The sequence below is a fragment of the Corynebacterium sp. HMSC034H07 genome, assembly GCF_001815175.1.
Lineage (GTDB): Bacteria > Actinomycetota > Actinomycetes > Mycobacteriales > Mycobacteriaceae > Corynebacterium > Corynebacterium hiratae.
In genome coordinates this window covers 212,744-235,968 of the sequence record NZ_KV819530.1, presented here as the reverse complement: position 1 = coordinate 235,968, position 23,225 = coordinate 212,744, and the positions used below count along the sequence as shown (strand labels likewise).

21 protein-coding genes and 1 pseudogene are annotated in these 23,225 nt (G+C 58.5%); 7 read left to right on the top strand and 15 right to left on the bottom strand.

Features of this window, described 5'->3' with window-relative positions:
* Positions 1 to 562, top strand: a 562-nt coding sequence (locus HMPREF3009_RS08210; RefSeq protein WP_118783637.1) for a DUF711 family protein, incomplete at its 5' end; no start/stop codon positions are given.
* On the opposite strand, the gene HMPREF3009_RS13080 is transcribed toward HMPREF3009_RS08210, so the two are convergent.
* The 4 genes from HMPREF3009_RS13080 to HMPREF3009_RS08195 form a co-directional block, all read right to left on the bottom strand.
* On the bottom strand, positions 563 to 1,771 hold the full coding sequence (locus HMPREF3009_RS13080; RefSeq protein WP_158010568.1) for a CHAT domain-containing protein: 1,209 nt from the start codon (positions 1,769 to 1,771) through the stop codon (positions 563 to 565).
* 15 nt (positions 1,772 to 1,786) lie between these two features.
* Entirely contained in the window at positions 1,787 to 2,365 is a 579-nt protein-coding gene (locus HMPREF3009_RS08205) for a lipoprotein LpqH (RefSeq protein ID WP_049155693.1), read from the bottom strand.
* Positions 2,366 to 2,490: 125 nt separating this feature from the next.
* Positions 2,491 to 3,450: a hypothetical protein gene (locus HMPREF3009_RS08200; RefSeq protein WP_070681257.1), complete on the bottom strand. Its 960-nt coding sequence runs from the start codon at positions 3,448 to 3,450 to the stop codon at positions 2,491 to 2,493.
* A complete protein-coding gene (locus HMPREF3009_RS08195; protein ID WP_152691545.1) occupies positions 3,450 to 4,523 on the bottom strand; it encodes a hypothetical protein in 1,074 nt (357 codons plus the stop codon). Before HMPREF3009_RS08195 ends, HMPREF3009_RS08200 begins: the two co-directional genes overlap by 1 nt.
* Before the next feature lie 342 nt (positions 4,524 to 4,865).
* Here HMPREF3009_RS08195 and HMPREF3009_RS08190 point away from each other — a divergent pair, with 342 nt between their 5' ends.
* The gene (locus HMPREF3009_RS08190; protein WP_070681254.1) at positions 4,866 to 6,182 is read left to right on the top strand and encodes a tetratricopeptide repeat protein; all 1,317 of its coding nucleotides are present in this window, start codon (positions 4,866 to 4,868) and stop codon (positions 6,180 to 6,182) included.
* Between the two features lie 234 nt (positions 6,183 to 6,416).
* Positions 6,417 to 7,031: pseudogene (locus tag HMPREF3009_RS08185) on the top strand (DUF711 family protein); the annotation flags it as partial.
* Between the two features lie 113 nt (positions 7,032 to 7,144).
* Here HMPREF3009_RS08185 and HMPREF3009_RS08180 read toward each other — a convergent pair.
* Positions 7,145 to 7,744, bottom strand: a complete 600-nt coding sequence (locus tag HMPREF3009_RS08180; protein WP_070547332.1) for a lipoprotein LpqH — start codon at positions 7,742 to 7,744, stop codon at positions 7,145 to 7,147.
* A 211-nt stretch (positions 7,745 to 7,955) separates the two neighbouring features.
* On the opposite strand from HMPREF3009_RS08180, the gene HMPREF3009_RS08175 reads away from it, so the two are divergent.
* Both HMPREF3009_RS08175 and HMPREF3009_RS08170 read left to right on the top strand, forming a co-directional pair.
* Positions 7,956 to 8,645: a MerR family transcriptional regulator gene (locus HMPREF3009_RS08175; protein ID WP_049157427.1), complete on the top strand. Its 690-nt coding sequence runs from the start codon at positions 7,956 to 7,958 to the stop codon at positions 8,643 to 8,645.
* Between the two features lie 148 nt (positions 8,646 to 8,793).
* Positions 8,794 to 9,222: a hypothetical protein gene (locus HMPREF3009_RS08170; protein ID WP_232745289.1), complete on the top strand. Its 429-nt coding sequence runs from the start codon at positions 8,794 to 8,796 to the stop codon at positions 9,220 to 9,222.
* Here HMPREF3009_RS08170 and HMPREF3009_RS08165 read toward each other — a convergent pair.
* The 3 genes from HMPREF3009_RS08165 to HMPREF3009_RS08155 all read right to left on the bottom strand — a co-directional run bounded on the left by HMPREF3009_RS08165 (position 9,201) and on the right by HMPREF3009_RS08155 (position 12,689).
* Positions 9,201 to 9,956: a hypothetical protein gene (locus HMPREF3009_RS08165; RefSeq protein ID WP_070681248.1), complete on the bottom strand. Its 756-nt coding sequence runs from the start codon at positions 9,954 to 9,956 to the stop codon at positions 9,201 to 9,203. The genes HMPREF3009_RS08170 and HMPREF3009_RS08165 overlap by 22 nt on opposite strands.
* A 125-nt stretch (positions 9,957 to 10,081) precedes the next feature.
* Complete coding sequence (locus tag HMPREF3009_RS08160; protein WP_070681245.1) at positions 10,082 to 11,044, bottom strand: nucleoside hydrolase; 963 nt, start codon at positions 11,042 to 11,044, stop codon at positions 10,082 to 10,084.
* A gap of 13 nt (positions 11,045 to 11,057) precedes the next feature.
* Positions 11,058 to 12,689, bottom strand: coding sequence for an ABC-F family ATP-binding cassette domain-containing protein (locus HMPREF3009_RS08155; protein ID WP_070516612.1), 1,632 nt, complete (start codon positions 12,687 to 12,689; stop codon positions 11,058 to 11,060).
* A 160-nt stretch (positions 12,690 to 12,849) separates the two neighbouring features.
* Between HMPREF3009_RS08155 and HMPREF3009_RS08150 the strand changes: the two genes are divergently transcribed.
* Positions 12,850 to 14,850 (top strand): fructose-specific PTS transporter subunit EIIC, encoded by a 2,001-nt coding sequence (locus HMPREF3009_RS08150; RefSeq protein ID WP_070681242.1) that lies wholly within the window; start codon positions 12,850 to 12,852, stop codon positions 14,848 to 14,850.
* 141 nt (positions 14,851 to 14,991) lie between these two features.
* On the opposite strand, the gene HMPREF3009_RS08145 is transcribed toward HMPREF3009_RS08150, so the two are convergent.
* The 7 genes from HMPREF3009_RS08145 to HMPREF3009_RS08115 form a co-directional block, all read right to left on the bottom strand.
* Positions 14,992 to 15,420, bottom strand: a complete 429-nt coding sequence (locus tag HMPREF3009_RS08145; protein WP_010186729.1) for a metal-sulfur cluster assembly factor — start codon at positions 15,418 to 15,420, stop codon at positions 14,992 to 14,994.
* On the bottom strand, positions 15,421 to 15,870 hold the full coding sequence (sufU, locus tag HMPREF3009_RS08140; RefSeq protein ID WP_046649118.1) for a Fe-S cluster assembly sulfur transfer protein SufU: 450 nt from the start codon (positions 15,868 to 15,870) through the stop codon (positions 15,421 to 15,423).
* Positions 15,867 to 17,114, bottom strand: a complete 1,248-nt coding sequence (locus HMPREF3009_RS08135; RefSeq protein ID WP_070681239.1) for a cysteine desulfurase — start codon at positions 17,112 to 17,114, stop codon at positions 15,867 to 15,869. Before HMPREF3009_RS08135 ends, sufU begins: the two co-directional genes overlap by 4 nt.
* A gap of 79 nt (positions 17,115 to 17,193) precedes the next feature.
* Positions 17,194 to 17,952 (bottom strand): Fe-S cluster assembly ATPase SufC, encoded by a 759-nt coding sequence (gene sufC / locus HMPREF3009_RS08130; RefSeq protein WP_046649116.1) that lies wholly within the window; start codon positions 17,950 to 17,952, stop codon positions 17,194 to 17,196.
* Between the two features lie 27 nt (positions 17,953 to 17,979).
* Positions 17,980 to 19,170, bottom strand: coding sequence for a Fe-S cluster assembly protein SufD (gene sufD / locus HMPREF3009_RS08125; protein ID WP_049157436.1), 1,191 nt, complete (start codon positions 19,168 to 19,170; stop codon positions 17,980 to 17,982).
* Positions 19,171 to 20,577 carry a Fe-S cluster assembly protein SufB gene (gene sufB, locus HMPREF3009_RS08120; protein ID WP_175972985.1) on the bottom strand — a complete coding sequence of 469 codons (1,407 nt, stop codon included), beginning with the start codon at positions 20,575 to 20,577 and terminating at the stop codon, positions 19,171 to 19,173.
* A 61-nt stretch (positions 20,578 to 20,638) separates the two neighbouring features.
* Positions 20,639 to 21,289, bottom strand: coding sequence for a helix-turn-helix transcriptional regulator (locus tag HMPREF3009_RS08115; protein WP_158395618.1), 651 nt, complete (start codon positions 21,287 to 21,289; stop codon positions 20,639 to 20,641).
* A 198-nt stretch (positions 21,290 to 21,487) separates the two neighbouring features.
* Between HMPREF3009_RS08115 and mptB the strand changes: the two genes are divergently transcribed.
* The gene (mptB, locus tag HMPREF3009_RS08110; RefSeq protein WP_049157439.1) at positions 21,488 to 23,224 is read left to right on the top strand and encodes a polyprenol phosphomannose-dependent alpha 1,6 mannosyltransferase MptB; all 1,737 of its coding nucleotides are present in this window, start codon (positions 21,488 to 21,490) and stop codon (positions 23,222 to 23,224) included.
* Position 23,225: the final 1 nt, after the last annotated feature.

The following is a 23,225-nucleotide window of genomic DNA, read 5'->3' as shown; positions in this document are numbered from 1 at the left end:
TGTCCCGTTCGGCATCATTGACCTCTCCCTTGCTCCCACCGCAGAGCTGGGTGACTCCGTCGCGCACATCCTGGAGCACATGGGCCTCGACCAAGTGGGCACGCACGGCACCACGGCAGCGCTCGCACTGCTTAACGACGCCGTCAAGAAGGGCGGCATGATGGCCTGCTCCCGCGTGGGTGGGCTGTCCGGTTCCTTCATCCCGGTTTCTGAGGACAAGGGAATGATCGATGCGGTGCGCACCGGTGCCATCTCCATCGACAAGCTGGAGGCCATGACCTCGATCTGCTCGGTGGGACTAGACATGATCGCCATCCCGGGCGATACCTCTGCTGAGACCATCGCCGGCATGATCGCGGACGAAGCCGCCATCGGCGTGATGAACCATAAAACGACCGCCGTGCGCGTTATCCCCGCCCCTGGCACCAAGGCTGGCGACGAGGTCAACTTCGGCGGCCTTCTAGGCTACGCTCCGGTCATCCCGGTTAACCAGGTAGGCAACTCCACCTTCATCAACCGCGGTGGCTTCATTCCGGCGCCGGTGCACGGTTTCCGCAACTAGTCAGCGCACGAAAGTCTGCATCGCCGCCCAAAGCAATGGGGTGTCCTTAACGTGGCCGTCGCGAAACCACGCTTCCGCACGGTCACGTTGCCACAAGTTCATTGCACGCGCCGGATTAGATGAATCTAATGCTTCATCGGCTGCAAGAATCAGTCGCCGCAACGGTGTAGAGGGAAGGTATGAATCCGTGGGTATCGTCCACGAAGCAGCGATGACGTACTGAGCGCCCCGCAAATGCGCGGCCAAAGACAAACCCATGGGTTCGAGAAAAGTATGGTCGGTACCAGAACCACACCCAATGAATGCCACGTGTTCAGGGAACACGAACTCTTCATCGCTTAGAATCTCACCGGCGGTCAACGGATCGTGCTGCCCCGTGTCATCAACACAACACAAGTGGAGTGCTGATGATGCCCCTGAGGAGGTGAGGTCCTGTCCCACGCTAACGTGTCCCACGTACAGAAAAGCGGAAGCTTTAGGCAGTACGGACTTGAGCCACCGGCGATCTAGATCACTACGTCTAGCTAGTTCAGAGAAAACGGTCGCTGTGGGAATAAGGTTTCCAGTTCGCCGCCCTAAAAGTGCTGCTAGTTCATCGTTGTCTTGGGGTGGTCCCAGGACCGAGCCCAGCGCCGAAGTCGGTTGGTATCCAGGAACTTTAGGATCGATGACAGCTACAACCCCGCGCCGTGTTCCGTTAACACGCAAACGCGAAGCTCCTTTATCGCGGCGTTTCGCAAGGCGGGAAGCATTGCGGGGAATAGCTATAGCGACGTCCGCAAAGTCCAAAAGTAGCGTACGATGATTTCCTGCAGTTTCTGTTTGAATACGCAGGAGTGCCCATGGAATCCGAGCTGCAGTTGGAGATACATGGATCTTCATGCAAACGCGCTCGGCGCCATGCCCAGAACGTCGAATTAACGCTTGGGTCAGTTCAGTGGGAAGAAGACCATCAGCTAGTCTTGCCCCAAAATCCGCCGATTCTTGTGGAGAGGCCAATGGACCACTCAAGGCGCGGTCGAGCGCTTCCTCCGCAGATTCAGCAGGGCGAGCATTGGGCAATGCCTCCTCATAAAAGTTGAGAAGAGTCTGGCGTAGCGCTGGGTCAAGACGAGACGCGTGCGCGTCTTCCTCTCCTTCCCAGCGCCACGTGATCCAGCAAGTGCTTGCCTCAGCAAACCACAAGGTCAGGACTTGTTGCCCACTCACCACGTCTTACCTTGATTAACCGCAGGTAATCTTCAATTCGAACGGCTTCGTTTCCATGCTGGTCGGGTTTTGTGGATCGGTCACAATGCCCTCACCCGACACGGTGTAGCTGTCGCCGTCCTTCGTCGCCGTAGCGGAGCCCATCGGGCTACCCTCAGCGTAGGCCAGGGTATTTCCATCTGCATCCATCATTCCGACACCCTTCACCGTGGGGTTATCATCGGTGGAAAGCATTGCGGAGATACCAGCTGTACCGGAACCTACTGCGAGATTCATCGTGCCAGCTGCCTCCTGGCATACGATGGTTTCGTCTTCTACCACGATGGCCTGGCCATCAACTGTGGCTTCATAGCTTCCACCGATTGAAGCGGTCTTCGCATCTGCATTTGCAGACTCATCTTCGCTGTCGTTTGATTCTGCATTCGCATCAGAATCTGTACTAGAGTCTTCAGTCTTTTCAGCCTCGTTGGCAGCAACTTCGGTGGTAGCGTCCGCAGACTTTTCGCCGTTGTCGCCTTCAGATTGAGAACAGGCAGCGAGCGTTGTCAACGAGACGGCGGCAAGAAGAGATACGAGAGACTTAGTGATCTTCACTGGAGTTCCTTTCTTTGCATTTAGCTGTGCATTCGAGTGCCAGCTAGCCTCAGTATTGGAGAATGCTAGCTCTACCACTCACAAAACTGGTCCCCCAAAGGGGGGGGGGGATTCGATGCCTTCAATCAGTAAAGAGCAACGCACTCTTCGGCAAAGCTCAACCTGTCGCGAGCTCGCAGTCGCTCCTGAGCAAAGGCCCTAATACGGTTGCGCACTTCCTGGCTCTCGTTGACATCAACCCCAACTTGTACGACCACGTCAGTCCAATCTTGAAGCCATACCTCAGCTACCGTGAGACCTAACGGCACAGACGCGAATCCCCGCTTGTCGAGATATCCGTGGGCTAATTCCTCAGGTCCGCGAAGCACCCGCACCTCAAGGCCTTCACCGTTTGACTGCTTATCAGCGAGTAATACTTGGATGTCTAGCACCGGATTCGGAGCCGCTTCGACATGCCATTGAACGGGATTCTCTGTCGCATCAACTACATGTGCTGGCAGCCCTTGCCACGCCGGGGAGGATGTACCACTAAAAATGGGGCCCGTGATCGCACACTCTTGAACTGTGCCCGCGACCAAAGCATAGTCAGATTGTGCCTGGTTGTCCCTTGTTCTGTTTAAGGACACTGAGGTGTCCTCAGTACGAGAAAACTGATACCCGTCGACGATTGTTTCTACCTGCATAGCCACGTCGTTCATCTCACGAACCAGCCCCTCATCACTCAGCTTGGGTACCCCATCAACGGCACTGGTCGGCCACCAATCTCGTAGCCACTGCCCATGAGCGAGCTTTCGAAGCGCCAGTAACGTCTCCAGATTCCATTGAGCAGCGGCATTGAATGCTTTTCGCATGTTGGGGTTCTGCGCCGACTGTACAAATTCAACATGGGCAGGCTCTCCGATGAGTTCCCACAGCCAATCGCATTCGTCTTCGTCAGTGATCGTGATGCGTGGCCGGCTCCTTTCGGGCTCGTCGATATTCCACTCCAATAGCGCTCCCCTAGCTTCAACAGCTTGGATAAGTGGAAACTCTGAGAAACTAATAACGCCCGATGACCAGGCTCCATCTTTCAATGTCCACTTCATCAGGAGCTCCTCTCAAGAGACTTACGGATTCTTGCGCGGTGGTCAAGAATGACAGAACGGGTAATGCCGGTCAGCAATTCTTTAGGGCTTTCAGCCGGGGGACGTGGCCTAATTTCGCGACCGTGTAGTCGAGACCATAAGCGGTTCAACCAAGGCTTCCAGAAATCTTGCAAATCAGCAACGATCTTGGTTTGGTCAGCATGGATGGCTCCCCCAGCACATAATTGGCGTCGCAAGTGCATTACATATGCCTCCCTCCGTATTCTTTGCTGGAGCTCGCCTACAAACCCCTCTGCCGCTCCGACGTCGTCAGAATCAACGTGAAGCAGCGGAGTTAGCTGAGGTGCTATCACCGTGCCAACAAGGAATAGCGCTTGGCTTCGGGCATCGTGGAGGCCAAATGCATCCACTGCCCTTTCAATCTCTTCGATCACGATTTCCGCAGCTCCGACCTCAGAGTCTGCGTCCCGATGCCGAATTAACGCTGCCCGCACGCGCTGCTCAATGGTGCGGTCAAGCGGAAGAAATGCCGAACCTAACAACTCCGGTGGAACAAGGGGATCCTTCTCAGAAAGAGAAACTGTTTGCGTTTTAGGGACAATAGCTTCCAGAAACTTCCCAATAATTCCTTCTTGATCTCGCATTTCAAAAGCGATAGCCCGAACGTCTTCTGTAGCCACAAAGGCTTCAAGACTCTCCCCTGACTGATCAAGAAGAGCAAGCGCTAGCCGTTCACTAAGTCCATGAGTTTGAGGGGGTACTCTTCTGTTGTACCAAGAGGAAGTCCATGTCTTCTCCGCATAGTCATGCGTTTCCTTTGACCTCAGCACCTCCATCACTTCTCTCGTGCTGGGGCCAATCGTGTGTATGGAATCTAGTAGTGCACTAACGAGCTCGCTTACATCGCCCTCGGGGGCTCCCCTAGTAATGGCGAGCTCATAAGCTCGGGGATAATAAAGCTCCTGGGGATTCCCTTCCGAGATTCCCAGTGCTTGTCTCATTTCCTTGAACTCGAGATACCACAAGGACGTCCATGACAACGCCTCTCGGGAATCAACCAGAAGCTGGTACATCTCGGCAGCGTCCGCGGGGTTCAACAGTGCCTTGGCGAGATGCTTTCGTTCCCGCGGCCTAAAAACTAGTGGATCAAGTAGACATTTCTGTGTTCGTGCCAGAGGCAGACCCTTCTTATTTACTAGCGCAGGTGCGTCAATCTCTGCGGCGGTCCACGCATCCGCAATTACTGCAGTGCGTGGTCTCAAGTTAGCCATGGGCTTCGTTACCTCTCAACATAAGTGTCCAAATCATCGACAACAAATTCCAATCTGTGCTGAGATTATAGTGTGTTCGATTCCATAAAAGTGCGTACTTCGGCACGAGCTTTCAGAGCTCGATGTGAGGAAGCAAGCTCGAAAATGCGGGCTGGCGACGATTCGTGGCGAGAAACCCCTGTCCATTGGAATTCCACGAAATTAACTAATTCGGAACAGTGTTCTAAGGGTGTCTCTGAGCTCAGCAACCTGCTCTTAGAATTTCCTCAAGTCACTCGTGAAGCCAACCTTGCTTTGTCCATCGACGTTCTCCACGGAGCCCTTTCCACTATTGAGAGGAAAAAGCTAAGGGTCGACGACCCGTCTCAGTTGATGCGCCTCGAAGACCAACAATGGGTAATCACATTCAGCGTCGCTCAATCGCTTCGTTTCGCCAATAAGCTAGAGGAAGCCGAAAAGAGAGTCGCTGCACTCGAAGAACTAGCTCCGCGAACACTTGAACCTGTACAACGCACTTTCCTAACAAAAATTGAACGTGCTGCGTTGTTTATGTGCCAAGGACAACACAATCAGGCCGCTATAGCCTATCGAAACATACAAGCCTTAGCTCGAAGTCTCGGCACTTCTTATCTTGGAATCGTTCTTTTAGGAGTGGCACAAACCGAAATGATGCTTGGTGATTATGCCGCTGCTGAGCTAAACCTCAACCGTGCAGAACCTTTGATAGGCGAAGATCCGAACCACGCGCCAACCCTGCAACTTACACGCGCTTATTTGCGTCTCTTGAGCGCACATCCAGAGTGGGTTAGCAGTGTTTCGCTTGCTATCGCACAAATTGGAACAACCATAGTCACGGTTGAACCGCAAGTTAGCAAACAAATAATGCTTATACAGGCACACCGATTACATCTAGAAGGCCGCCACGATGAAGCTTTACATACCCTCGAAGCGTGTGCAGCCCTGGCGTACGACCAACATGACGTTTGTTTCTTCTCTGATGTCTTGCAACAGCAGGCTTTCGTACACCAACGCCTTGCACATGCCACTAGCGATGTTGATGAGGCCGCACAACATCACCGGATCGCGATGCGAAAGCTCTCGCAGGCCCGCGCCATTCGTCAGGAGCACGGGCACAAATTGTCTACGGCATCGATCGATGTGACGGCAGCCGAGTATATCGTTCAATGGCACGATCGCTATCACGGTGTGTCTCACAATGAACTTAGAGAAGCCTTCCAGCGCATCATCGCGGCTATGCGGACTATTTATAGCGTCAGCCAAAGCATTGCGGAGAGCAGAACCCGCTATAGGTTTGTACGTTCAAGGTTGCGACATGCCTTTGAAGCCTCTTGTTCATTGGCACTTTTCCTTGGGGATACTCCAGCGCTTTCCGCCCTCATCGTAGAAGCCACCGCACAGTATGACTGGAGCGTAGTTCACAAGGCTGACACCGATAACTGAGAACAACCTATCCGGTGGATGAGGAGTTGGCCTACTAGTTTTCGAATGTCGGCGCTGTTGCCCCGGGCCCCCTCATTGAGGCACCCAATACTCTCCTGTTCCTCAGTAAGCCGGCCCAAGCATCACCAGACGGCTCCCCATGGCAGCACGCTCTCCCGACGAAGGTAACGAAGGTCCGTTTTATGGTGCTGCTTCTCGGTAATCACTAGCGTTGCGTAGTTGCGCCTCAAGCTCCGCAATTATCGGCAAGGCCAGCTCGTGGGTGAAATGGCTTCAGAGCGCCTCGGTGTCCCGTTCGGCATCATTGACCTCTCCCTCGCCCCCACCGCGGAACTAGGTGACTCCGTCGCGCACATCCTTGAGCACATGGGCCTCGACCAGGTGGGCACGCACGGTACCACGGCGGCGCTGGCGCTGCTTAACGACGCCGTCAAGAAGGGCGGCATGATGGCCTGCTCCCGCGTGGGTGGGCTGTCCGGTTCCTTCATCCCGGTTTCTGAGGACAAGGGAATGATCGATGCGGTGCGCACCGGTGCCATCTCCATCGACAAGCTGGAGGCCATGACCTCGATCTGCTCGGTGGGACTAGACATGATCGCCATCCCGGGCGATACCTCTGCTGAGACCATCGCCGGCATGATCGCGGACGAAGCCGCCATTGGTGTGATGAACCATAAGACAACCGCCGTGCGCGTCATCCCTGCCCCTGGCACCAAGGCTGGCGACGAGGTCAACTTCGGCGGCCTTCTAGGCTACGCTCCGGTCATCCCGGTTAACCAGGTAGGCAACTCCACCTTCATCAACCGCGGTGGCTTCATTCCGGCGCCGGTGCACGGTTTCCGCAACTAGTCAGCGGACGAAAGTCTGCATCGCCCTCCCAATAATCACGTAAACCAACAAGTGCTGGCCTCTACACACCACAGGGTCAGCACTTGTTGTCTATTCACCCCGACTCACTCCGATTAGCTGCAGGTAATCTTCACTTCGAATGGCTTCGTTTCCCCAGTGGTTGGATTACTCCCATTAGACAAAAGGCCTTCACCCGACATCGTGTAGGTGTCGCCTTCCTTCGATGCCGTGGCGGAACCCATCGGGCTGCTCTCGGCGTATGCCAGCGTGTTACCCTCCCCATCTACCATTCCGAGAGCCTTGACCGTTAGGTTTTCATCAGTACTAAGCACGGCGGTAATGCCGGCTGTACCAGCCCCTTCGGGTGCTACGGTCAGGTTCATCGAACCAGCTGCCTCTTGGCATAGGATAGTTTCGTTTTCTACCTCGATCGCCTTTCCATCGACAGTGGCTTCATAGCTGCCGCCTGTTGAACCGGACTGATCGTCTGATCCTGCAGTGGACTCTGCGTCGGAGTCAGTGCTATCGGCAGACTCTGAGGTTGCGGCGGAATCTACGTTGGTGTCTTCGGAAGTTTGCTCTCCTCCAGCTGCAGCTTGGGTGGTATCAACTGCTGATTTCTCGCTGACGTCACTGTCAGATTGTGAACACGCGGCGAGCGTTGTCAACGCGATAGCCGCTACAAGAGACGTAATAGACTTGGCTATTTTCATTGGCTTTCCCTTCTTTGAGTTTGGCCACTCATGCGTGACGCAGGTAACACAAACACTAGTGAAGGTTCGTTTAGCGGGGCGCAGACATGCTCCCCCACGCAGGGGTAATCATTCTCAATGGTGTTGATCAATGAAGAGTGACGCCCCCTACGACTAGTCCACTCCACTGACCGCTTGACCCTCACACAATGTGAGGGTTTAGTTTGGTTCTATGAAGATCTCAGACGTTGCCGCGGTCGCTGGTTGCTCAGTGCGATCCGTGCGCCATTTGCACGAGACAGGTGCGGTTCCCGAACCAGCACGCACCAGCGGAAACTATCGCGATTACTCGATCTCTGATCTCGCCGCAGTTGTTCGTGCGCGAGCGCTGATCGACGCCGGCGTTGCCGTCGCTGATGTCTCCTCTCCCGACGCCATCGAGCGCTCGTTCGCCATTGTGGACGAAAGAATCGCTCGTCTGCAGCGACAACGTGAGAAGCTGCGTGCTTTAGCCGCAGCACCTCATGGAACCCCCAACGATATTCGAGAGTCCTTGAGCGAAGTTATCGAAGACCCAGCAATGCTGCAGCTGGAATTGGACTCCTGGGATCTCATGGCGCTTACCGGCGTCGCTACATCAGCGACCTGGGAACAGCTTCGAAAGAACCTCGCTGACGACGATTGCCGTGCAGTTCTCCGCAGAGTTGAAACTTTGTGGCGAGAGCTTGGCTCGCTGTCCCCGCGTGATTGTCGGGTTGCGCTTATCGTCGAGAAGCTGCGCAACGTGAGCGAACACGGGTTGATGCGAGGAATCTACCCAACGCTGCAGCCTGGGAACGCTTTGCTCACCGTGACTGATGCGCCGACGACTGGTGCGCAAGGTGTAGCACTCGAGGCTTTGGCTGGAGGATCACGTGACTAGCGTCTGGCGATGTGTAGAAAGGCATCCTGGATTTCGCCTTGCCAAGTATGAATTGGGCCTCTACCGGGATCTGTGGCGCTGGATGCGAGGACAAACGCTACTTCCAGTTGGCGCCGTGGCACTTCCCCACCCTCCTGGAAGGCTCCACATGCTTGGCTTCATCACCGCGATATTGCTGGTTGAAATGGTAGTTGTTCACCTTCTTTTACCTGCGGGCGTTCTGCGAATTGTGGCATTGCTGTTGTCGCTGTGGGCCATCATCTTTGTGTGGGGCCTGATTGCCGCTGAACGCATTCGCCCCAGTTATGTCACCGAAGACCTCACGGTTTTGCGGCGCGGGAAAACAATCTTCGTTGAGGTACCGATGGCTTTTGTCCGCACCACACAGGCGGACCGCACCTTCGAATCAGCGGTTATCCTAAGCAACGACGAGCTCATAGTAGGCGGCCCAGCCGGGACCGATACTCTCCTCGACCTCAGTGAGCCGGTCCAAGCATCACCAGACCGCTACCCATGGCAGCGTGTTCGCTCGATGGAGGTTACGAAGGTGCGCTTTTATGGTGCTGCTTCTCGGTAGTCGCCAGCGTTGCGTAGTTGCTCCTCAAGCTCCGCAATCATTGGCAAGGCCAGCTCCGCGCGTTCGGCATCAATTCCCCACTTCTCCGGTTCACTGCGGACCATGTGGGCTGTGGCCTTGAGAAAGCGGGCGAAGTTTTCCACGACGGCGCGGTTGTTGTTGCGCACGCCTTCGGTAAGCACGGTATTGCTTAGCCTTTCGATCCAGATTTCGAGGATGTGAGTCGAGGTGCTTTTGCCAATTGTGGTGCAGGCAGCACGCGCAAGCCGCAAGCCCTCATCGTCATGCCACACTCCTCCGGGGGCGCGAAGGCGGCACGAGATGATCGCTGCGCCTTCGACGGCAGGGATCCTCCCCTTGCGAACACAGGTTTCTACATAGTCAGCGCCGCAACCAACGGCCATAATAGGGCCGATGTCTTTAACAATGCCGCGTGTGTCATCCTCCGTGACATACCACGCGCGGAAGGTGAGGTAGTCCTCATAGCGGAAGTGGCCTGCCTCCGCCAGCACGTTGAGCAACCGAGCGGACAAAGCCTTCGTCCACACCTTGTCTGTACGCAGGTAGCCGCTGAGGCGTTCACGAATTTGATCAAGATGGTCATCCCACTGACCAGACTCAATGCCCTCTTTCAATTCGGTATAGGCCCAGTCCACGCGGACCTCAGGTCGTTTGCTCACTAATCCGGTGAGCAACGGTTCAATAACGGAATCGAGGTTATTGGCGGTGTTCATGACTTCTTCCTCTCCTGCGGCAGCACGCCGGGGTCTGACCACTTCTAGACCCTGTGCGTGGGAAGCGGAAGGACCCAAGAGAAGAGTCTTGAGCGGTGTGTGGTTGTGGCCCCGATTCTAGCGCACTATAGGTTTACTGGAAGACCAAGAAGAGATGCTGCGCGCAGAAATTCTCGATGGGCGGTGCCAACATCGACGGCGGTAACCAGCGCGGCATTAGCGGCCCGATCCCAGTGACCGCGCAGGTCCGCCACGCTCGTTCCGCGCAACCATTCCGGTTCACTGACTACCCGTACGGTGGTCGCGGTGGAAAAGAACGGGACCTTCTGCAACGCCACCATGCAGGTGAGCAGATCATGTATCTGAGCCTGATAACCCGAGCCGTGCGCCTCGTGGAACTCGAAGTAGAAGCGCATGATCTCCGGTAGAACGTCCGCCACTGGGTGCTGCGCGAGCGCTTCACGCAGCCGTTCCAGCTGCGTCGGGCCGAGGAGCATCGTCTCAGTGACGTTGAGTGGGCACAGCGTGGTGGGCCTTGAGGTGGATTCAAAGAAGTCGCGCGCAGCATGCGGGTCGACCCAGAAGTTCCACTCCGCCGTTGGCGTGGTGTTGCCGGGATAGTTCACAGCACCACCCATGATGGTGACACCGGAGAAGCAGGCGTAGTCGGCAGCGTGCTCCGCAGCAAAGTGCGCGGCATTGGTCAATGGTCCGGTCACGATGAGCTGCGCGTTGCGGTCCGCAGCTTCGGTCCAAATGCTGGTCCACTCGGCAGGCTCAGCACTAGCGTGCCCCTCCGGCACGCTCAGGTACCCAAGACCGCTTGGGCCGTGAGTTTCCGGAGTGGTTACCAGCTCCACCTGGCTGGGCTCCGGAAGCCCCGCCGCGACGGGCACCTCATCCAGGCCACACAGTTGCAGGATGTAGGCAGCATTGCGGGTGGTCTGTTCAATCCCGACGTTTCCAGCGGTGGTAGTAACACCGACCAGTTCGATCTCTCCGGCGCGGTGAAGCGCGGCGAGGTAGATCAACGCTAGGGCATCGTCGATACCGGGGTCGCAATCAAGGAGAACAGGCTGGGCAGTCATGCCCGAAATTCTATTAGGCCAATTCCACGATCTCCATGTACTCGTCGTTCCACAAATCCTCATCGCCATCGGGCATGATGATGACGCGCTCCGGCTTGAGTGCCTTGACCGCACCTGGGTCGTGAGTAACCAAGACCACGGCACCTGTGTAGGTGCCTAGGGCATCGAGCACCTGCTCGCGGGACTGGGGGTCTAGGTTGTTCGTGGGCTCGTCGAGAAGCAGCACGTTGGCGCGTGAGGACACCAGCGTTGCCAGCGACAGTCGGGTTTTCTCACCACCGGAGAGCGTTCCGGCAGGCTGTTCCAACTTGTCACCGGAGAACATGAAGGCGCCCAGCAGTCCACGCAAGTCCTGCTGGCCGGCATCCGGGCAGGCCTCGATGGTGTTTTCCCACACGGTTTTGTCTGGGTCGATGTTGTCGTGCTCCTGAGCAAAGTAACCGATGCGCAGGCCGTGCCCGGAGACGATGCCGCCTTCGCCATCGGTGCGCTCCACGCCCGCCAGAAGCTTGAGCAGAGTCGTCTTGCCCGCACCGTTATAGCCCAGCACAACCACGCGGGAACCCTTGTCGATGGCCAAATCGACACCGGCAAAAACCTCCAGCGAGCCATACATCTTTGTCAGGCCCTTGGCGTTCATCGGAGTCTTGCCGCAGGGAGCAGGTTCGGGGAACTTGATGTGGGCAACCTTATCGGCCACGCGGACGTCATCAAGCTCGTTCATCATGCGCTCTGCACGGTGCAGCATCTGCTTGGCGGCGGCGGCCTTCGTGGCCTTCGCTCCCAACTTGGCGGCTTGCTTGTGCAGGGCTGCGGCTTTCTTTTCCGCGTTGGCGCGCTCGCGGCGGCGACGAGCCTCATCGGTGGCGCGGGCATCAAGGTACTTCTTAAAGCCCATGTTGTAGACGTCTGCTTCGGCGCGAACGGCATCGAGGAACCAAACCTTGTTGCACACGGCCTCCAGCAGATCGACGTCGTGCGAAATCATCACGAGGCCACCCTCATGCTTGGACAGAAAGCCGCGCAGCCACGTAATCGAGTCCGCGTCGAGGTGGTTGGTGGGCTCGTCGAGAAGCAGCGTTGTCTGGGACTTGCCTGACCCAGCCGAAGCTGCGAAGAGAATTTGCGCCAGCTCCACGCGGCGGCGCTGACCGCCGGACAGCGTCTTAAGCTGCTGGTCGAGCACACGCTGCGGCAGCCCCAAGTTATCGCAGATCTGCGCGCATTCGGAGTCCGCCTCATAGCCACCTAAGGTGTGGTACTCCTCCTCCAGGCGGGAGAACTTACGAATGGCCTTGTCGCGGAATTTATCGTCCGTGGCGGTTTCCATCAGCTCTTGTTGCTTGGCCATGCGGCGCTTGATCTCATCCAAACCGCGCGCAGAGAGTACGCGCTCACGCGCAGTCTGCTCAATATTGCCCTCGCGGGAATCCTGCGGCAGGTAACCAATGGGACCTGATCGCGTCACCGAGCCACCATAGGGCTCGGTCTCCCCCGCCAGGATGCGCATGGTGGTCGTCTTGCCCGCGCCGTTGCGCCCGACCAGGCCGATGCGATCCCCCGGCTGCACGCGAAGGTGCTGGCCGGGGGCGTCGAGAAGCGTGCGTGCGCCCACGCGCACCTCGAAATCATTGGTCACAATCACGTCGAAACAGTCTAGCAACCAGGGTAGTTAATCCCGAACCGGCGGCAAGGACGCTTCAGCTTGTATCTGGGAATCCAGAGTGAAGAGCACCTTGGAAAACCTGGTTCCTGTTCGGCGCGTTTCACTTATGCATGAAGTTCGATGTGACTAGATTGGCGTCATGAGCACATCAGACACATCGAGATCTCCATTAATCCTCGCGATTACCGCATGTCCGACCGGAATCGCCCACACCTACATGGCCGCTGAGAACCTGGAGGCTGCTGCCGCTGAACTGGGTTACCGCATCAAGATTGAGACACATGGTTCAATTGGCGTCGAAGGCACTTTTAGCTCTCAGGACATCGAGGAAGCCGATGCCATCGTGATCGGTGCCGACACCGTCATTGCAAAGGACCGCTTTCGCGGAAAGCGCCTAGCAGCCACTGGTGTCGATGAAGCTATTAAGCATCCAAAGGAACTCCTCACTCGCGCACTGTCAGCGGCGAAGTGGCAAGAGGAGACTTCGAGCGAAGCGGTACAAGGGAATCAAGGCGTAGAGACCTCCGGCAGCGCCACTGGGTTCCGTGCCGTGAGTGAGACCCTCTACAAGGCGCTAATGAATGGTGTCTCCCACATGATTCCGTTCGTGGTCACCGGTGGTCTCCTCATCGCGGTAGCACTCTCAATCGGAGGAACACCCACGCCCGAGGGCCTGGCTATCCCCGAAGACTCCTTCTGGAACACCCTGAATGAGCTTGGCGGCCTAGCCTTTTCTCTCATGGTGCCGATCCTTTCCGGTTATATCGCGGTCGGCATTGCGGACCGCCCCGGTTTAGCGCCGGGACTCATCACTGGTCTTATCGCTACGACCGGCTCGCTTTACGGCTCTGAAGCTGGAGCGGGCTTCCTAGGCGGCATCGTCACAGGCATCCTGTCAGGCTACGTAGCCCTGGGAATCAAAAAGATTCCCGTTAATAAGTACATCGCCCCGATTTGGCCGATCATCGTTATTCCGATCTTCACCACACTCATCGTGGGGCTAATCTTTATCTACTTTGTCGGTGCGCCAGTAGCCGGCGCCTTTGAAGCCATGACCGAGTACCTCGCCGGGATGGAAGGCTCCTCTGTCATTGTCCTCGGTCTCGTCATTGGCGCGATGATCGCTTTCGACATGGGCGGTCCCTTTAATAAAACTGCCTTCCTGTTCGGCGGGGGCATGATTGCAGCCGGCAATGCGGCTCCGATGGGCATGGCAGCTACCGCCATCGCTGTACCGCCCCTGGCGGTGGGTGTTGCGACCCTCGTACGCCGTGCTTGGTTCAATAAGGCGGAGAAGGACGCCGGTATCGCCGCGCTCTTCATGGGGTTCTTTGGCATCACTGAAGGCGCTATCCCTCTTGCGGCAGCACGCCCGCTGCAGGTCATCCCAGCCAACGTCATCGGTGGTGCGGTAGCAGGCGCCCTGGCAGGTGCATTCGGGGTCAAGGACCATGTCATGCATGGTGGCCCCATCGTTGCTGTGCTCGGGGCTGTCGACAACGTCGTGGGCTTCTTCATCGCACTGCTTATTGGTGTCGCTGTCTGTGCTTCCGTCATGCTTCTGTTGATCGGACTTACCCAAAATAGAAAAGCCCAGAGTAAGAATGAGAGCTCGGGTGAACGGGGTGAAGCGGGCATAGCTAAGGAGGATGTGTCAGAAGCATCGGTCCAGGAAGAACCTTTGCTTTCTGCCGACACGGTGAGCCTTGACCAAGACCTTGGCACGAATCGCAAGGAAACGATCGATTCGCTAGTCCAGCTTGTCTCCCCTCGGCTTTCTGATCCTTCCGCAGTTATCACTACGGCCCTAGAGCGGGAAGCGAAGCATTCGACCGGTGTGGGGCATGGAGTGGCTATCCCACATGCTCGTTGCGCGGGAGTGACAGTGCCGACTCTGGCCTTTGCTCGTCTTCCCGAGGGGATTACGTGGGCAGAGGGCGAGGAGCCAACGACGTTGGTCTTCCTCATTGCTGTGCCTGAGGATGCTGGCAAGCAGCACCTCAAGCTGCTTTCCAAGCTGGCGCGGGCGATCATGAAGGATGACTTCCGTACTCGCCTTCAATCCGCCGCATCCAAGGAAGAAGCGGTGGACATCATCTCCTCGGCTTTGGATCCGGCGACCTCACCCGCTTCGTCATAGCGGTGCGTTCTCAAGCTCTTAAAGCTACTTAAAACACCGCACATTAAGGAAAAAGAAACCGCCAGCCCGAGTGCGCTCAAGGTCGTGTTGTGAAGACCTTAAGCGCCTCGGACTGACGGTGATGGGGACTTGCAGCCGAAACTAAACGGCGAAGCCGAGGGCCTGGAGCATCTCGCGGCCCTCCTCGGTAATCATGTTCGGGCCCCACGGCGGCATCCAGACCCAGTTGAGCTGGACTGCCTCGGCGAGCTTGTTGCCTACGATGACATCCTCGATCTGTTCGCCGATGACATCGGTGAGAGGACAGGCCGGGGAGGTCAGCGTCATGTTAATGACGCAGGTGTTCTTGCCGTCAATATCGTCGAGCCAGACGTCATAGACCAAGCCCAGATCAACGATGTTGATTCCAAGCTCTGGGTCGATGACATCACGAAGGTACTCGGTGATATCGAAGGTCTTCGCAATCTGCTCTTCGGTCTGTTCAGGCTTGACAGCAGCGCCATCGAAGGAGGCATTCTGGTCCTGGTAAGGATCGGTGCTGCCACCGGTGGTTTCAGTGTTATCAGCCATCTACTTCTCCAATTCGTTCAACGCTTCCACGGTGGCGGCTTGGAAAGCCTTCCACCCGAGGAGAGCGCACTTAACACGGGCGGGGAACTTGGCTACGCCGGCGAAGGCGATGCCATCCCCAATAATCTCGTCATCACCCTCAACCTCCCCGCGGGAGGTCACCATCCTCTCGAACTCGGCTAGCTTGGCGTTCGCCTCCTCGAGGGGGATGCCGACGATTTCCTCCGCCATGACAGAGGTCGAGGCCTGCGAAATGGAGCATCCCTCGGCGTCGTAGGACACGTCCTCGACGGTTGTGCCGTCGGGGGAAAGCTTCACGCGCAAGGTGAGTTCATCACCGCAGGAAGGGTTGACGTGGTGAACTTCTGCCTGGCCTTCGCGCAGGCCAGAGAATTTCGGGTTCTTGTAGTGGTCCAGGATGACGTCCTGGTACATGGAATCTAGGTTCATTCGCTCACTCCAAAGAAGGTGCGGGCAGCCCGCACCGCCTCTATGAGGGCGTCGACCTCGTCCTCAGTGTTGTACAGGTAAAAGCTAGCGCGTGCGGTCGAATTAGCCTGGCACGCGCGGTGCAGCGGCCAGGCACAATGGTGGCCGGTCCGGATGGATACACCATGAGAGTCAAGAACCTGGCCTAGGTCATGCGGATGGATCCCATCCACGATGAAGGAGACCGCTCCTCCGCGATCCTCGGTGTTTTCAGGCCCGATGATACGCACGCCGGGGATGTCAGACAGCTTCTCCAAGGCCAGTGCAGTGAGTTTCTGCTCATGGGCGTGGATGGCCTCCATGCCCACCTCGCTCAAGAACTTCACTGCTGCACCAAGGCCCACAACCTGGCTGGTCATTTGGGTTCCGGCCTCGAAGCGGGTGGGTGGCGCGGCAAACGTCGAGCCTTCCATCTTGACTACTTCGATCATGGAACCGCCGGTGAGGAAAGGCGGCAGCTGCGCCAGCAGCTCTTGCTTACCGTAGAGCACGCCCACGCCGGTCGGCCCGCACATCTTGTGCCCAGAGAACGCGGCGAAGTCGACGTCGAGTTCGTGGAAATTCACCGGCATGTGCGGCACCGACTGGCAGGCGTCGAGAACCACCATGGCACCTACGGCACGGGCACGACGTACCAACTCTGCGACGGGAGCCACGGCCCCGGTCACGTTGGACTGGTGGGTAAAAGCCACGACCTTGACAGAGTCATCGAGCTCAAGCGAATCGAGATCAATGCGGCCGTCCTCGGTCATGGAGTACCACTTCAGCGTCGCGCCGGTGCGCTGGCACAGCTCTTGCCACGGCACCAAGTTCGCGTGGTGCTCCAGTTCGGTGACCACGACGGTATCGCCCTCACCGACGTAAAGCTCGCCGGCGCGCTCATCGCTGAGCACGTAAGCAACTTCATTCAGCGCCTCAGTGGCGTTCTTGGTGAAGGCGATCTCATCGCGGTCGGCACCAACGAAGGCGGCGATGGCCTGGCGAGCGGACTCGTACGCGTCATCGGCCTCCTCCGCCAGCTGGTAGGAACCGCGGTGCACCGGAGCGTTGGTGCCGAGCACGAACTCCTCCTCGGCCTTCCATACCGGCAGGGGACGTTGCGAGGTCGCTCCCGAATCCAGGTACACCAAAGGTTTACCGTCGCGCACCGTGCGCGAGAGGATAGGGAATTGTTCCCGAATCGCATTAACGTCTAGTTCAGGCATAGGTCCTTGTGCTCGGTTCTTTTTCTCTAGCGTGTCGTGGTGTGGTCTGTCGTGGTGTTACCGGGGTCGGCGGTACGGCCTACTTGAGGAACTGCTCGTAGCCGTCTGCCTCAAGCTGGTCGGCCAGCTCGGCGCCGCCGGTCTTGATGATCTGTCCGTCGGCGAAGACGTGAACGAAGTCCGGGACAACGTAGTTGAGGATGCGCTTGTAGTGCGTGATGAGGAGGATGCCGCCGTTGGTCTCCTCCTGATAGCTGTTGATGCCATCGGAGACGACGCGCAGGGCGTCGACGTCCAGGCCGGAGTCGGTCTCGTCCATGACGGCGAACTTCGGCTTGAGGATGTCGAGCTGCATGACCTCGTGGCGCTTCTTCTCACCACCGGAGAAGCCCTCGTTCACGGAGCGGTGTGCAAAGGACTTATCGATGGCCAGCTTCTCGCGGGCCTCGGTGAGCTCCTTGTTCCACTCGCGCAGCTTCGGAGCCTCGCCACGGATAGCGGTCACGGCGGAGCGCATGAACTGCGACATCTTCACGCCCGGCACCTCAGTCGGGTACTGCATGGCAAGGAAAAGACCAGCGCGGGCGCGCTCATCGACTTCCATCTCGAGGATGTTCTCGCCGTCGAGAAGCACCTCGCCCTCGGTCACCTCGTACTTGGGGTGGCCGGCGATAACGTAGGACAGGGTGGACTTGCCGGAGCCGTTGGGGCCCATGACCGCGTGGGTCTCACCGGAGTTGATGGTGAGGTTGACACCCTTGAGGATCGGCGTGGGCTCACCGTCCTCCTCGTGTGGGAGCACCTGCGCGTGGAGATTCTTGATTTCCAGAGTAGACATTGAGTTGGTACCTGCTTTCGGGAAGTTTTAAGCGTTGATCTTGGCGAGCTCGTCGACGACGCGGGATTCCAGATCCTCGCGCAGGGACTCGACCGGGATGCGGGAGATGACTTCGGAGAAGAAGCCGCGGATGATGAGGCGGCGTGCCTCGGCGGCAGGAATACCGCGGGACATGAGGTAGAACAGCTCAAGGTCATCGAAGCGGCCCACCGTCGCGGCGTGGCCAGCACCGACGATCTCACCGGTCTGGATCTCCAGGTTCGGGATGGCGTCAGCGCGCGCACCCTCGGTGAGGATCAAGTTGTTGTTCGTCTCATAGGTGTCCGTGTTGTTCGCATTCTTGCGGATGAGCACGTCACCGACCCAGCAGGTGCGGGCCTCTGGGGTGCGGGAGGCGGAGCCGGCCTCGGCCTTCTGCGCAGCAGTAGCACCCTGCAGAGCGCCCTTGTAGAAGACGCGAGAGCGGCAGTTCGGCACGTCGTGGTCCACCAGCAGGCGGTTCTCGAAGTACTGGCCGGCATCAGCAAAGTAGACGCCGAGCAGCTCGGCATCGCCACCGGGGCCATCGAAAACTACGCGCGGAACAAGGCGCACAATCTCGCCGCCAAAGATGGCGGTGTTGTGGCGCAGTACGGCGTCGCGGCCCACCTTCGCAATCTGATGGGACAGGTGCACTGCATCGTCTTCCCAGTCGGCGTCGACGACGACGGTGACCTGGGAGCCGTCGCCCAGCACGAACTCCACGTTGTCTGCGTGGGTACCGGAACCGACGTACTTAAGAACGATGGTGACCTCCGCGTGATTGCCCACGTGGATGGAGGTCGCACCAAAGGAGGTCACGCCCTCACCAGCGCCGGTGATGGTGATCTCCACCGGCTTATCCAGTCGTGCATCGGCGTCAACGCTGACGATCTGCGCCTCCGGCATGGAGCACCAGGCCTGAGCTGCAACGCGGTCAGCAGGTGCACCGGCGGTGCCGAGGCGGTCGTCGTCAGGCGCCACGGTCTCGGCCGTTACGCCCTCCGGGGCCACCACGTCAATCTTCTGGGCGGTTGCCGGCGCGAACTCACCATTGTGCAGCCCGCGAAGGTTACGCAAGGAGATGAAACGCCAGACCTCGTCGCGGCCGTGCGGGACCGGGAAGTCCTCGACATCGAAGGAGGTGAACTGGTCTCCCTTAGTGACGTCAGCCGGATTAAATTCGTTGGAAGCTACCACTTAGCCCACCGATCCTTCCATCTGCAGCTCGATAAGACGGTTCAGCTCCAGCGCGTATTCCATCGGGAGCTCCTTAGCAATCGGCTCGACGAAGCCGCGCACAATCATCGCCATGGCCTCTTCCTCAGCGATACCGCGGGACATGAGGTAGAACAGCTGCTCCTCAGAGACCTGGGAGACCGTTGCCTCGTGGCCGAGGGTGACGTGATCATTGCGGATGTCGTTGTACGGATACGTGTCCGACCTCGAGTCATTGTCCACAAGCAAGGCATCACACTCGACGTTGGCAGCGGAGTTCGTAGCGTTAGCGTTGACCTGCACCAAGCCGCGGTAGGCCGCGCGGCCGCCGTTGCGGGCCACGGACTTCGAGACGATGTTGGAGGAGGTGTTCGGCGCCATGTGGATCATCTTGGAGCCGGTGTCCTGGACCTGGTTATCGCCAGCAAAGGCCAGGGAGAGTACCTCACCCTTGGCGTGCTCGCCGGTAAGCCAGCAGGACGGGTACTTCATAGTGACCTTGGAGCCGATGTTGCCATCGACCCATTCCATGGTGCCGCCCTCTTCGACCTTGGCGCGCTGGGTCACCAGGTTGTAGACGTTGGTGGACCAGTTCTGAATGGTGGTGTAGCGGCAGCGGCCGCCCTTCTTCACGATGATCTCGATGACACCGGTGTGCAGCGAATCCGAGTTGTAGATCGGCGCGGTGCACCCCTCGATGTAGTGAACGTAGGCGCCCTCCTCCACGATGATGAGGGTGCGCTCGAACTGGCCCATGTTCTCGGTGTTAATGCGGAAGTAGGCCTGCAGCGGAATATCCACGTGGACGCCCTTCGGAACGTACACGAAGGAACCACCGGACCAGCAGGCGTTATTCAGCGCGGAGAACTTGTTGTCGCCGGCCGGAATCACGGTGCCGAAGTATTCCTGGAGGATCTCCGGGTACTCGCGCACCGCGGTGTCGGTATCAACGAAGATAACGCCCTGGGCCTCCAGGTCCTCGCGGATCTTGTGGTAAACCACCTCGGACTCGTACTGCGCGGCAACACCGGAGACCAGACGCTTCTTCTCAGCATCCGGGATACCCAGCTTGTCGTAGGTCTCCTTAATGTCGTCCGGCAGGTCATCCCAGGTTTGGGCCTGCTTCTCGGTGGAGCGGACAAAGTACTTAATGTTGTCGAAGTCGATTCCGGACAGATCTGGGCCCCAGGTCGGAACTGGCTTCTTGTTGAAGACGCGCAGAGCCTTCAGACGGGACTCGAGCATCCACTCCGGCTCGTTCTTCTTCCGAGAAATATCGCGGACGACGTCCTCACTCAAACCGCGGTGTGCTGCCTGGCCGGCTTCGTCGGAATCGTGCCAGCCGTACTCATAGCCGCCGATAGAGGAGATGATCTCGTCATCGCTCATCTTGGTTTCAAGGCCTGGTGCCGGTTGTGCCTGTGTCAAAGCCCGCTCCTTTCTAGTTCGATTAGTTCTTCCCCGGCTCCGCCGCGGAAGGCGGGACTGGGGTTAAGGGGATATTCGTGGTGCAGATTCCATGACCATCCGCAATGGAGGCCAAGGGCTGCACATGTTTGCCTAATAGCGCGGAGAAGACTTCCTGTTCAGCTTCACACAACTCCGGATGCTCGGCCGCCACGTGGGCGACCGGGCAATGGTGCTGGCAAATCTGTACTCCGTTGCCCACCGACGTCACCGTGGCCGCGTAGCCATGCGCGTCGAGCACTTCGGCCAGCTGACGCGCCACCTCCGGAACGGATTCCTGATCTTCTACCAGGGGCTTCACGTCCTCCACGAGGCGCTCGAAGCGAGCCTTGGCGAAGCGACGAACCGCCTCCGGCCCGCCCGCTTCACGCAGTGCGGTGAGCGCTTCCGCCGCCAGCTGATCGTAGGCGTGCCCAAATTGGGCGCGGCCCTGATCCGTGAGGCGGAAATGCTTGGCGGGGCGACCACGGCCCACCGACTGCCCAGGGCGGGCTGATGGGCGGCGATGCACCACCTCGGTGAGTCCTTCCTCCACCAAAATGTCTAAGTGCCGACGGATGCCGGCTGCAGAGAGACCGAGACGTTCACCCAGATACGACGCCGTTACCGGGCCGTCTTTTAGGAGCAACAACATGACGTGTCGGCGGGTGTCGCCCTCAGTCGAGCGAGTCTCCCTAGGGAGCTCCTTCGTCACGGTGTACACCTCCTTGAATGAAACACTCTCTCTTTAGACAACACTAGTGTTCCTTAATTCATTCCCGATTTCCACTCTTTCATTCGTGTCGCGGGCAGCTCGTCCTCTCTCAGCACCGAGCGACTAAGGTAGACACTCATGAATATGGAGCGCGATTACACCCGATCGGGGCGATTGCACCGCGTCTTTTGGGGCGTGCGCGATGAACTCCCCCGCATGGGCCTGCCCGGATCCCGTTCCGCGCTCTTGCACCAAGATTTTCCAGATTCTTCCGACGGTGCAGAGGGCGCCGCGCTTGGCGACGTCCACCGCCACACCATCGCCCAGCTGCGCACGCTCTTTAGCCTCCGGTGGCTCGGCACCATTGGTGCGCTACTCATTGCGCTCGGCGGATTGGGCGCCGGTGCGCTTCCGGTGGTGGGCAACCCCTATGAGTCTCTGCCTTTTGGCTCGCTCATGACGCGGATGCTGCAGTCAGCCTCCGCCATCGTGTTCATCGGGGTCGGTTTCATGGTCACGGCGTGGATTTGCATGGCACCGCTGGTGGGCGCGCCCCTGCGCCTACAGAAGCCGGCCAAGGTTCGGCGCTTTAGCCACTCGCCCCGGGTGGTCACGCAGAGCCAGATGTGGCGCACCTGGCTAGGGTGGGTTCTCCCGCTTTTGGTGACCGCTCCCCTGTTCACGCAGGACATTTACTCCTACCTCGCTAACGGCTCCATCGTGCTCCAAGGCCTCGATCCCTATTCGGCGGGGCCGGTGGAGCTACTAGGCGCCGATAACGACCTGGCCCGCTCCGTCCCGTTCATCTGGGCGAACTCACCTTCCCCTTATGGCCCTGTGGCGCTAGGTGTAGCGGCGGTGGTCAGTTGGCTGACCAACGACTCCATTATCTGGGGTGTTGTCCTGCACCGGGTACTGTCCCTCGTCGGTATCATCGCCGCCGGTTGGGCCATCGCGCGGCTTGCTACGCGCTGCCGAGTATCCCCGGAGGCAGCGCTGTGGCTGGGCATCCTTAACCCTTTGACCATCCTCCACCTCGTCGGAGGCATCCACAATGAATCCTTCATGCTGGGGCTAGCTCTCGTCGGTGTGGAGCTGGGGTTGCGGGCGGTTAACGATTCCCACGAGGCCCGCTGGCGAGCATGGTCGCTGTTTATCGCATCTGGCGTCCTGATCTCGTGTGCCGGAATGGTCAAGGTGACTGGCTTTATCGGCCTCGGGTTCGTTGGCATGGCGGCGGCACGCAGGCTCGTCGACAAGCACGGCGTGTCCGGCGTGCGGGCAGTGCTGGGCGCCGGGGCCGCGCAGCTTCTCCTGCTTGCCACCTCCATCGCCGCAGTGACGGTACTCACGGGGATCGACATTGGTTGGGTCTTTGGCCAGGGCGGCGCGGCCACCATCCGGTCGTGGCTGTCTGCGACGACCTCCGTAGGCGTCGGCGCCGGCTTCCTTGGGATGCTGTTGGGATTGGGTGATCACACCGAGGCCATCCTCACCGTGACCCGGACTGTGGGCGTCATCATTGCCGCGGGCTTTATGATCCGCATGCTCTTTGCCACCTACCGCGGCGCCATCCACCCCGTGGGCGGCCTGGGGGTATCGACCTTCGTGCTCGTGGTGTTCTTCCCCGTCGTCCAACCCTGGTACATCCTGTGGGCGGTGCTGCCGCTGGCGGCTTGGGCCAACCGACGCTTCTTCCGCATGGCTGTGATCATCTACTCCGGGTTCATGAGTTTCATCGTGCTTCCCCGCGGCCTCGGCCTTCCCCCAGGGACAGTCTTCGTCATTTACCTCGCCGCCTTGGTGACATTCCTCGTCCTCGCCGGCGTGGGGTGGGTTGCTTTGCGCAGGGCGGGCGTGCGTGTCCTAAACTAGC

Excerpts from the sequence above, each read along its gene's own strand:
- HMPREF3009_RS08200 (WP_070681257.1), bottom strand. The coding sequence starts at position 3,450 with ATGAAGTGGACATTGAAAGATGGAGCCTGGTCATCGGGCGTTATTAGT.
- HMPREF3009_RS08195 (WP_152691545.1), bottom strand. The coding sequence starts at position 4,523 with ATGTACCAGCTTCTGGTTGATTCCCGAGAGGCGTTGTCATGGACGTCC.
- HMPREF3009_RS08190 (WP_070681254.1), top strand. The coding sequence starts at position 4,866 with ATGCGGGCTGGCGACGATTCGTGGCGAGAAACCCCTGTCCATTGGAAT.
- HMPREF3009_RS08180 (WP_070547332.1), bottom strand. The coding sequence starts at position 7,744 with ATGAAAATAGCCAAGTCTATTACGTCTCTTGTAGCGGCTATCGCGTTG.
- HMPREF3009_RS08175 (WP_049157427.1), top strand. The coding sequence starts at position 7,956 with ATGAAGATCTCAGACGTTGCCGCGGTCGCTGGTTGCTCAGTGCGATCC.
- HMPREF3009_RS08170 (WP_232745289.1), top strand. The coding sequence starts at position 8,794 with ATGCTTGGCTTCATCACCGCGATATTGCTGGTTGAAATGGTAGTTGTT.
- HMPREF3009_RS08165 (WP_070681248.1), bottom strand. The coding sequence starts at position 9,956 with ATGAACACCGCCAATAACCTCGATTCCGTTATTGAACCGTTGCTCACC.
- HMPREF3009_RS08160 (WP_070681245.1), bottom strand. The coding sequence starts at position 11,044 with ATGACTGCCCAGCCTGTTCTCCTTGATTGCGACCCCGGTATCGACGAT.
- HMPREF3009_RS08150 (WP_070681242.1), top strand. The coding sequence starts at position 12,850 with ATGAGCACATCAGACACATCGAGATCTCCATTAATCCTCGCGATTACC.
- HMPREF3009_RS08145 (WP_010186729.1), bottom strand. The coding sequence starts at position 15,420 with ATGGCTGATAACACTGAAACCACCGGTGGCAGCACCGATCCTTACCAG.
- sufU (WP_046649118.1), bottom strand. The coding sequence starts at position 15,870 with ATGAACCTAGATTCCATGTACCAGGACGTCATCCTGGACCACTACAAG.
- HMPREF3009_RS08135 (WP_070681239.1), bottom strand. The coding sequence starts at position 17,114 with ATGCCTGAACTAGACGTTAATGCGATTCGGGAACAATTCCCTATCCTC.
- sufC (WP_046649116.1), bottom strand. The coding sequence starts at position 17,952 with ATGTCTACTCTGGAAATCAAGAATCTCCACGCGCAGGTGCTCCCACAC.
- sufB (WP_175972985.1), bottom strand. The coding sequence starts at position 20,577 with ATGAGCGATGACGAGATCATCTCCTCTATCGGCGGCTATGAGTACGGC.
- HMPREF3009_RS08115 (WP_158395618.1), bottom strand. The coding sequence starts at position 21,289 with ATGTTGTTGCTCCTAAAAGACGGCCCGGTAACGGCGTCGTATCTGGGT.
- mptB (WP_049157439.1), top strand. The coding sequence starts at position 21,488 with ATGAATATGGAGCGCGATTACACCCGATCGGGGCGATTGCACCGCGTC.